We start from the raw sequence: 9,782 nt of genomic DNA, 5'->3' as shown, positions 1-9,782 counted from the left end.
GCTGTAGGGAGGCTGGGGGGCGGACGCGGGCTGGGCCTGCTGGGAGTGGCCGCCCTGCTGGTAGGCCTGACCGCCCTGCGACGCCTGGTCCTGCGGCTGGAAACCCTGCTGCGGCATCTGGTCCTGGGACTGGAAGCCCTGCTGCTGCGGCATCTGGTCCTGCGGCTGGAAGCCCTGCTGAGGAGCCTGACCGCCCTGGGAGTAGGCCTGACCGCCCTGGAAAGCCTGGTCCTGCGGCTGGAAGCCCTGCTGGGGGGCGGACGCGGGCTGGGCCTGCTGGGAGTGGCCGCCCTGCTGGTAGGCCTGACCGCCCTGCGACGCCTGGTCCTGCGGCTGGAAACCCTGCTGCGGCATCTGGTCCTGGGACTGGAAGCCCTGCTGCTGCGGCGCCTGGTCCTGGGACGGGAAGCCCTGCTGCGGTGCCTGGCCCTGCGGCTGGAAACCCTGCTGCTGCGGCATGTGGTCCTGGGACTGGAAGCCCTGCTGAGGAGCCTGACCGCCCTGGGAGTAGGCCTGACCGCCCTGGAAAGCCTGGTCCTGCGGCTGGAAGCCCTGCTGGGGAGCCTGACCGCCCTGGGAGTAGGGCTGCCCGCCCTGCGAGGTGTGGCCCGGGGAGACGTACTGCTCCTGGGGGCGGTCGAAGCCGCCCTCGGAGCGGAAGCCCGCCGGGCGGGAGGCGGCCGGGGCCGCCTTGGGCAGCAGGTAGAGCAGCGCGACCACGGCCAGGGCCAGGCTGGGCAGGCCGACGAGGAAGAACTCGATCTTCCGCCCGAAGTCCAGGTCACCGCTGAACAGCCCGCCGAACAGCCCGACCACGCCGAACAGCGCGGCGAGCCCGAGCGTGGCCACGGCGACGTAGACCATCACCTTCAGCCGCGCGATCACCGGGCCGAGATGGCCGGCCAGCAGCACGGCGCCGACCGACAGCGCCACGGTGACCGGCGAGGTGAAGTCGTCCATGTATCCGGCCGCGCGGAGGCCGAAGGACGATCCGCCCAAGGAGGATCCCCCGAACAGCAGCCGCTCGACGCCGACGAGAACACTCATGGACGCGATGGCGGTCATGAGCCACGCGGCCGGTTCTCGGAGCCGGCCTGCCTCGAGGTTGATCACATCTACCCCCATGGGTCCTTTGGTAAACCCCGGTCAGTTTTGCACATGGCTGCCTTTGGTGTCGGGCGACCCAAGAACCCCATGAATCCCTTATGTGTTTCATTGCACCCTATTGGCATATATTTCGGACACCCCCCGAGGCAACCCTGCCAGCGGAGACAGTCCTCGTAACGATCAAGACAAGGCGCCGCCCACCCCGGCGGCAAGCCCTTCGGATCGACGCGTCCGAGGCAGTGGAAGACTGGACGGCATGCGCATCGTGTCCCTCGCCGGCGGAATCGGCGGCGCCCGCTTCCTCCGCGGCCTGCTCACCGCGGCCCCCGACTCAGAGATCACCGTCATCGGCAACACCGGTGACGACATCACCCTCTACGGCCTGCAGGTCTGCCCCGACCTGGACACCGTGATGTACACCCTGGGCGGCGGCATCGACGAGGAGCAGGGTTGGGGCCGGCGGGAGGAGACCCACGTCGTCAAGGAGGAGCTGGCCGCCTACGGCGTCGAACCGCAGTGGTTCGGCCTGGGGGACCGCGACTTCGCCACCCACATCGTGCGCACCCAGATGCTCAAGGCCGGTTACCCGCTGTCCGCGGTCACCGAGGCGCTGTGCGCGCGCTGGGAGCCGGGCGTGCGGCTGATCCCGATGAGCGACGACCGGACCGAGACCCACGTGGTCATCTCCGACGGGCAGGGCCGCCGGGCCGTCCACTTCCAGGAGTGGTGGGTGCGGCTGCGCGCCTCCGTCCCGGCCGAGCAGATCATCCTGGTCGGCGCGGACCAGGCCCGCCCCGCCCCCGGTGTGCTGGAGGCCATCGCCGAGGCCGACGTGGTGATCCTGCCGCCGTCCAACCCGGTGGTCAGCATCGGCACGATCCTGCAGATCAAGGGCGTCCGCGAGGCCCTGGAGGCCAAGACGGTCGTCGGGGTCTCCCCCATCGTCGGCGGCGCCCCGGTCCGCGGCATGGCCGACGCCTGCCTCACCGCGATCGGCGTGGAAACCACCGCCCAGGCGGTCCTGGAGCTGTACGGCTCGCCGCTGGTGGACGGCTGGCTGGTCGCCGAGGAGGACGGCGGGGTCGCCCTTGACGGCGTCCGCGTCGAGGCCCGCCCTCTGATCATGCATGACGTCGAGTCCGCCGCCGCCATCGCCCGCGCCGCCCTCGACCTGGCCACCGAGCTCGCGGCCCGGCCGGGTGGATCCACCGCGCCGCAGGGCGAGGACGCCCGATGAGCAGGATCCGCCGCAAGCACGACAACCGGCCCGACGCCAGGCTGGAGATCTTCCCCGTCCCCGGGATCCCCGAGGTGCGGGAGGGCGACGACATCGGCGAGCTGATCGCCACGGCCATGCCCGACCTGCGCGACGGCGACATCCTCGTGGTCACCTCGAAGATCTCCAGCAAGGCCGAGGGCCGGGTCCGCCGGGGTGACAGCCGGGACGAGGCGATCGCCGCCGAGACCACGCGGGTCGTCGCCCGCCGGGGCGAGACGGTGATCGCGCAGACCGCGCACGGGTTCGTCATGGCAGCCGCCGGGGTGGACGCCTCCAACACCGAGCCCGGCACCGTCGTGCTGCTGCCCGTCGACCCGGACGCCTCCGCCGCGGCCATCCGGGCGAGCATCCGGGAACGGCTCGGCGTGCCGGTCGGCGTGATCGTCTCCGACACCTTCGGCCGCCCCTGGCGCAACGGCCAGACCGATCTCGCCATCGGCGTGGCGGGCGTGACCCCCGCGCTCGACTACCGGGGCCTGTCCGACGACCACGGCAACGCGCTGGAGGTCACCCTGACCGCGATCGCCGACGAGTTCGCCGCGGCCGGAGACCTGGTCAAGGGCAAGGTCGCGCAGACCCCGGTGGCGGTGATCCGGGGCATGGCCGAATACACCACCGAGGAGGACGGCCCGGGGATCCGCGAGCTGGTCCGCCAGTCCGAGGACGACATGTTCCGGTACGGCTCGCGCGACGTGGTCTTCGCCCGCAGGACCATCCGCGAGTTCTCCGGCGAGCCGGTGGACGGGGCCAAGGTCCGCCGGGCGGTGGACGCCGCGATCGCCGCCCCCGCCCCGCACCACACGACTCCGTGGCGGTTCGTCCTGCTGGAGTCCGCCGGGATCCGGGAGAAGCTGCTCGACGCCATGCGTGAGGCGTGGATCGCCGACCTGCGCGGCGACGGTTTCTCCGAGGAGTCGATCGCCAAACGGGTCCGGCGCGGAGACGTGTTGCGCGCCGCGCCGTACCTCGCGGTGCCGTGCCTGGTCATGGACGGCTCGCACACCTACCACGACGACCGGCGCAACGCGGCCGAGCGGGAGATGTTCGTGGTCGCGACGGGCGCCGGGGTCGAGAACTTCCTGGTCCAGCTAGCGGTGGAGGGGCTGGGCTCGGCCTGGGTCTCCTCCACCATGTTCTGCCGCGACGTGGTCCGCGAGGTGCTCGACCTGCCCCCGGGCTGGGACCCGATGGGCGCCGTGGCGATCGGCCATCCGGCCGCCCCGCCCCGCGACCGCGCGCCCCGGCGGGCGGCCGATTTCATCGTCGTCCGCTAGCGCTCCGGGAGCGCCGCACCGAGGGCGCCGCTCCGCCGCCGGCCATGCCCGCCGGCGGAACGACGCCCTCGGAACCCCGTCAGTGCCGGATCGCGTTCGCGACCACCGCGACCAGGATCAGCGCCAGCAGGCCGACCCCGATCATGCCCCGGACCGCCGCCCACGCCGCCGACTTCGCACTCGGGATCTTCTCCGCCGCCTCGGCCGCCGCCTGGATCGCCTTGCCCCACCCCGACCAGGTGTCCAGCGTCCGCTGGAAACGTCGGCCGACGAAGAACACGACCGTCGCGATCACCACGAGGATCAGGATCCGGCCGTCCGAGCTGCCCATCGGCGCACACCTACCTTGGGGGGAGAAGCAGGGTTTCATCACGGGAAGCGGGCGGACGGCTACGACAGCCGCGCGATGGCGAACACGATCGTGACGATCACGATGAGCATCAGGATCCGACCGTCTGCAGTGTCCATCGACGCCCTCCGACACGAGGAAGCAGGATTTCGTCACCAAGAGTAGTTCAATGACTACAGAAATGCCAAGAACTATCTCCTTCGCCCCTCCGTGGAAAACCTCCCGGACGGACGCCGCCCCGCCCGGTCAGGCCGCCGTCCCCCCGGCACCCGGCACAGGCGCGGTCACGGAGCCTTGGGACACGCGGGACGACGCGTGCGGGCGGTCACGGAGCCTTGGGACACGTGGGGTGGCACAGGCGGCGGGCCAGAGCGGACAGGAAGACGTCGATGATCTCGTTGGGCTCCCGGGCGATGTGCAGGGAGCCGTTGGTGATACCGGTCACCTGCCCGAGGGCGGCGCGGTCCAGGTCGTCGCCGAAGGCCAGCACGACGATCTGGACCGGGTGCACCGGGTCCCACTCGTCTCTGAGCCGCTCCGCCAGCTCGCCGCTCGACAGCCCCTTGCCGTCGTCCCTGCCCGCGGTGATGACGAGCAGGGTGTTGTTCATCCCCTCGTCGTAGGAGTCGGTCACCTCGCGGAACCCGGCGAGGATCGAGTCGTAGAGGGAACTGGGCAGCTTCGGGTCGGCGCGCAGGGTGCGGGTCAGCTCCTCCAGGCGGCTGCGCCGGATGACCTGTCCCCCGTCCGGCTCCAGGATCGGGCCGAGCCGTACCCGCTCGCGGTGGTCCCTGCCCTTGGCCGCGGCGAACTCCCACATGCCCATGTGGGTGGAGTTGGGGAAGAGCTGCAGGCCCAGCCTGGCCGCTTCGAGCGCGACGGTGAGCTTGTTCCTGCCCTTCTCCCCCTTGATCGGCTGGGCCATGTGCTTGCCGGTGTCGGCCAGGACCAGGATGTTGGTCGGCGGGGCCAGCCTGCTCCAGGCCTCCAGCGCCTCGTCGATCATCGCGGGCAGGATGGCCGGCCGGGTGCGGGGCGCCTCGGTGGGGATCTCGGGTCCGGGTGAGTATGGCCCCTGGGCGCCGTCCGCCGAGCGGAAGCCCGCCCGCCGTACGGCGTCCTGGGTCTCCGGGGAGCGCAGCCAGGTGGCGAAGGCCCGCGATCCGCTCGCCTTCGTGCTGTCGGCGGAGGTGACCACGTAGGGGTAGTCCAGGTTGATGGTCCCCTCGCGGGGATGGAGCGCGACCACCGGGTCGCCGGACGGCAGGCGGTTGTGCGTCCACACCGACTGCTCGGGGACGATCACCACCGGACGCTGCCAGAAGGAACGGTCGTCGACCGCGGCGAGCATGCTCCGGTAGTCGGGAGCCGAACCCGCCTGGGCCCAGCGGACGAACGCGGTGAGCGAGCGGTCGGCCTCCGCCCCGGTGCCGACGACGTCCCTGGCCGCGGCCACCGTGGCGATCCCGGCCCCGGCGAGCGAGGGGTCCGGGACGCGGACCACGTCGGGCTCGTCGGCGTTGGGCCGGATCCGGCCCCGGGTGGTCGCCGGGAAGACCATCCGCCAGTTCATGTCGGTCTTGCCGACCGCGAAGCGCTGGGCGAGCGACTTGCGGGTGGCGAAGACCAGGGGCGAGGTGGCCATCACGGTCTCGGTGCCCGCCAGGTTCCCGGCGCCCTGCTTGCGCGCGAGCCGGATCCAGGCCGAGGAGTCGGTGATCCAGCCGCCGGGGCGCTCGCTGAGCACCCCGGCGGTGCCGCCGATCAGGGTGCGCAGCACGGTGGCGGGCGGCTGTTCCGTGACCTGGACCAGCACGCACCGGCCGTCGACGCCGATCCTGCTCCGGTTGAACCGCCCGGCGGCCTCCATGACCGTCGGCGCGATGTCCACCGCGGAGGCGACGCCGACCAGCACCGGGTCCCGGGGCGAGCACCGCCCCTCCCCCGGGCCGAGCACCAGGACCAGGCTCCCGGTCAGGGCGACCGCTGCCGCGACCGCCGCCAGCGACAGGCGGAGACGCACCTGCCCCCGGCGCGTCTCGGCGCCGGGGGCCACACGGTGTCGACCGGAAGAGGGCACGCGGGGACCTCTCGCTTCAGGGAAGTGACAATTGTCGCAATGAACCCCTTACGCCGCGCAAGTCAAAAGAGAACTTGTTATAGGCGCCCCAGCGGCACGAAGTTACGCACACTTTGACAAACTCCATCGCTCGCCGCCGCCGCGGCCAGCCGCTCCCCGTCCGGCACGCCGTAGGAGGTGGTCCGCTGCCGGAGCGGCCGGCCGGTCGGGGCGACCATCGCCACGATGTCGCTGATCGTCTTGAAGGAGCCGTTCTCCGACCCCGCCATCCGGCTGATCGTCTCCTCCATCAGCGTGCCGCCGAGGTCGTTGACCCCGCCCTGGAGCACCTCGCGGCACAGGCCGTCCTGGAGCTTCACCCAGGAGCACTGGATGTTCTTGATGGCGCCGTGCAGCAGGATGCGGGCCAGCGCGTGCACGGCCCGGTTCTCCCGCGCCGTCGGCCCCGGCCTGGCGATCCCCGCCAGGTAGATGGGCGCGCTGTGGTGGACGAACGGCAGCAGCACGAACTCGGAGAACCCGCCGGTCTCCTCCTGGATGCGGCGGATCAGCCGGATGTGCTGGACCCAGTGGGCGTGGTTGTCCACGTGGCCGTACATCATCGTGGAGGTCGTCGGGATGCCGACCCGGTGCGCGGTGGAGATGACCTCCACCCACTCCCTGGTGGGCAGCTTGCCCTTGGTCAGCACCCAGCGCACGTCGTCGTCGAGGATCTCGGCCGCGGTCCCGGGGAGCGAGTCGACGCCCGCCTCCCTGGCCGCGACCAGCCAGTCCTCGATGGACAGGTTCGTACGGCTGGCGCCGTTGATGACCTCCATCGGGGAGAAGGCGTGGACGTGCATCTGCGGCACCCGCGCCTTGACCGCCCTGGCGATGTCGAAGTAGGCGCTGCCGGGCATGTCCGGATGGATGCCGCCCTGCATGCACACCTCGGTCGCCCCCGCCTGCCACCCCTCCCAGGCCCGGTCGGCGACCTGCTCCAGGCTCAGGGTGTAGGCGTCGGCGTCGGTACGGCGCTGCGCGAAGGCGCAGAACCGGCAGCCGGTGTAGCAGACGTTGGTGAAGTTGATGTTCCGGTTCACCACGTAGGTCACCTCGTCGCCGACCGCCTCCCTGCGGAGGTCGTCGGCGATCCGGCACAGCTCCTCCAGCGCCGCGTCGTCGGCCCCCACGCCGTTGTGGTCGCCGGCGACGTCGAGGAGGGCGAGCGCCTGCGCGTCGGTCAGCCGGGCCGGATCGGCGGCGGCCTGCCGCAGGGCCTCCCGGACCTCACCGAGCCGGACGGCGGGCTCCCCGGGCTCCCCTGGCGCCGCGGGGGCCGGGAGCCGCTCCCTGAGGGCCTCCCAGTCGCCGTAGACGTCGTCGAAGTCGTCACGGCGGTCGCTGGTGCGGCCCTCGGTGTCGACGGCCGTGTGCAGGTCGGTGCGGCCCAGGGAGACGAAGCCGCCGTCCGGCTCCTGCCAGGGACGGCCGGCGAGGACGGCGTCCTCGCGGGCGAGGCCCGTCTCCGGGTCGGCCAGGGCGGCCACGTGCGCGTTGAGCCGAGGGTCGAGCCAGGGCTCACCGGCCAGCACGTACTCGGGGTAGATGGTCAGCCGCTCGCGCAGGGCGAACCCGGCGGCGGCGGTGCGGGCGGCGAGGTCGTCGATCTGGGGCCAGGGGCGCTCGGGGTTGACGTGGTCGGGCGTCAACGGGGAGATCCCGCCCCAGTCGTCGATCCCCGCCCTGATCATCAGCTCGTACTCGGAGTCGACCAGGTTCGGCGGCGCCTGCACCCGCATCTTGGGCCCCAGCACCAGCCGGGTCACCGCGATCGTGGCGGCCAGCTCCTGCAGGTCCGCGTCCGGCATGCCGCGCATCGCGGTGTCCGGCTTGGCGCGGAAGTTCTGAACGATGATCTCCTGGAGCCCGCCGTACTCGCGTGCCACCCGGCGCAGCGCGAACAGCGACTCGGCCCGGTCCTCGACGGTCTCGCCGATGCCGATGAGGATGCCGCTGGTGAACGGCACGTTGGTCCGTCCCGCGTCCTCCAGCACGCGCAGCCGTACCGCGGGGTCCTTGTCCGGCGAGCCGTAGTGCGGCTGTCCCTTCTCCTCGAACAGCCGCCGCGAGGTCGTCTCCAGCATCATGCCCATCGACGGCGCGACCGGCTTGAGACGCTGCAGGTCCTGCCAGGTCATGACCCCGGGGTTGAGGTGCGGCAGCAGCCCGGTCTCCTCCAGCACCCGGATGGCCATCGCGCGGACGTAGGACAGCGTGTCGTCGTAGCCGTGGGCGTGCAGCCACTCGCGGGCCTGGGGCCAGCGGTCCTCCGGCCGGTCGCCCAGGGTGAACAGCGCCTCCTTGCACCCCATCGCCGCACCCTGCCGGGCGATCTCCAGCACCTGGTCGGGGCTGAGATACATGCTCTCCAGCTTGTGGGGAGCGGTGGCGAACGTGCAGTACCCGCATCGGTCGCGACAGAGCCGGGTGAGCGGGATGAAGACCTTACGGCTGTAGGTGACGATCCCTCGCCGTCCGACGGCCTCCAGCCCCGCGTCCCGCACCCGTCCGGCGTGTTCGAGCAGGGTGTCGAGGTGGGCGTCTCTGGCGTGCAGCAGGACGGTGGCTTCGGTGAGGTCGAGAGCTTTTCCGTCGCGGGCGCGGGCCAGTGCCCGGCGCATCGCTGTATCGGTGGGGTTCACGCTCATGAGCGCACATTACGGCGCGCCGCCAAGCCAACCGGAGGCGGGTACCGGATCGCGGGCCGGACAGTTCAGCATCACTAAAGCGTGCGGTCAAGTAAATCTAGATAGACGTAAATGGATGCGGATGCATATATTTATGTCATCCCACCGGACCCATCCAAGGACCTCAGGAGCCGAAAATGATCTGGTTTCTCCTCGCCTTCGCCGCGGTCGCCGTCCTCGCCCCGCTGATCGGAGCCGACACCCGCGACAGCCGTGACTGGCGGGCCGACGAGCCCTCCCCCGACCTCGGCGGGGTCAGAACGAGCGGTAGTCGCGTGCGGCTGTCCTCGGCCCCCGAGCGGGCGGCCGCGCACCGCCCAGCTTCAGCAGCCTGCTGACCCGGTGCCGGTGCCCCCGGTAGGGCGCGAGCAGCCGCAGCATCTCCGCGTCGTCGGCCTCCCTGCCGGTCAGCGACCAGCCGACCAGCGACGCCAGGTGATAGTCGCCCACCGAGATCGCGTCCGCGTCACCGTGCGACCGCTGCCGCACCTCGGCGGAGGTCCACACCCCGATCCCGGGCAGCGCCCGCAGCAGCCGATCCGCGTCGGCGCTGCCCCCGGCCGCCTCCAGCTTCGCCGCGTGCCACGCGGCGTTCACGACGGTCCGCGCCCGTACGGCCTCCGTCCCCGCCCGGTGCCAGTCCCACGACGGGATCGACCGCCACACCTCGGGCTCGGGGAAGACCCGCATCCCCTCGGGCGCGGGCCCCGGTGCGGGCTCGCCGTACCGGCCGAGCAGCCACCGCCACGCCCGCCAGGCCTCACCGGTCACGACCTTCTGTTCGAGCACGGCGGGCACCAGTGCCTCCAGCACCCGGAAGGTCCGCCCGACCCGGAGCCCGCCGTAACGCCTGGACGCGTCGCGGATCACATCGTGCTCGGGGACGAACCCCGAGAGGTCGTCGTCGACGCCGAGCATCGCGGGGAGCGTCTCCAGCAGCCACCCGGCCCCCGGCCCCCAGGCG

Annotated in this window: 6 protein-coding genes and 1 pseudogene; 2 read left to right on the top strand and 5 right to left on the bottom strand. The window is 71.8% G+C overall.

Features of this window, described 5'->3' with window-relative positions; all coding sequences use genetic code 11:
- Positions 1–1,047, bottom strand: a pseudogene (locus tag CA984_RS39345) (hypothetical protein); the annotation flags it as partial.
- A gap of 316 nt (positions 1,048–1,363) precedes the next feature.
- Between CA984_RS39345 and cofD the strand changes: the two are divergent.
- Both cofD and CA984_RS39335 read left to right on the top strand, forming a co-directional pair.
- Positions 1,364–2,344 (top strand): 2-phospho-L-lactate transferase, encoded by a 981-nt coding sequence (gene cofD / locus CA984_RS39340; protein WP_086578455.1) that lies wholly within the window; start codon positions 1,364–1,366, stop codon positions 2,342–2,344.
- Positions 2,341–3,660, top strand: a complete 1,320-nt coding sequence (locus tag CA984_RS39335) for a coenzyme F420-0:L-glutamate ligase (RefSeq protein WP_086578454.1) — start codon at positions 2,341–2,343, stop codon at positions 3,658–3,660. Before cofD ends, CA984_RS39335 begins: the two co-directional genes overlap by 4 nt.
- Before the next feature lie 79 nt (positions 3,661–3,739).
- On the opposite strand, the gene CA984_RS39330 is transcribed toward CA984_RS39335, so the two are convergent.
- The 4 genes from CA984_RS39330 to CA984_RS39315 form a co-directional block, all read right to left on the bottom strand.
- Entirely contained in the window at positions 3,740–3,991 is a 252-nt protein-coding gene (locus CA984_RS39330; RefSeq protein ID WP_086578453.1) for a hypothetical protein, read from the bottom strand.
- A gap of 343 nt (positions 3,992–4,334) precedes the next feature.
- A complete protein-coding gene (locus CA984_RS39325) occupies positions 4,335–6,089 on the bottom strand; it encodes a substrate-binding and VWA domain-containing protein (RefSeq protein ID WP_086578452.1) in 1,755 nt (584 codons plus the stop codon).
- Positions 6,090–6,166: 77 nt separating this feature from the next.
- Positions 6,167–8,752 carry a bifunctional FO biosynthesis protein CofGH gene (locus CA984_RS39320; RefSeq protein WP_242676425.1) on the bottom strand — a complete coding sequence of 862 codons (2,586 nt, stop codon included), beginning with the start codon at positions 8,750–8,752 and terminating at the stop codon, positions 6,167–6,169.
- Between the two features lie 321 nt (positions 8,753–9,073).
- A partial coding sequence (locus tag CA984_RS39315) for a DNA-3-methyladenine glycosylase family protein (protein WP_086578450.1) occupies positions 9,074–9,782 on the bottom strand: 709 nt, incomplete at its 5' end.

It is taken from the genome of Streptosporangium minutum (genome assembly GCF_002149035.1).
Taxonomy (GTDB): domain Bacteria; phylum Actinomycetota; class Actinomycetes; order Streptosporangiales; family Streptosporangiaceae; genus Streptosporangium; species Streptosporangium minutum.
The sequence above is the reverse complement of the archived record's forward strand: the minus strand, read 5'-3'. Positions and strand labels throughout refer to the sequence as shown.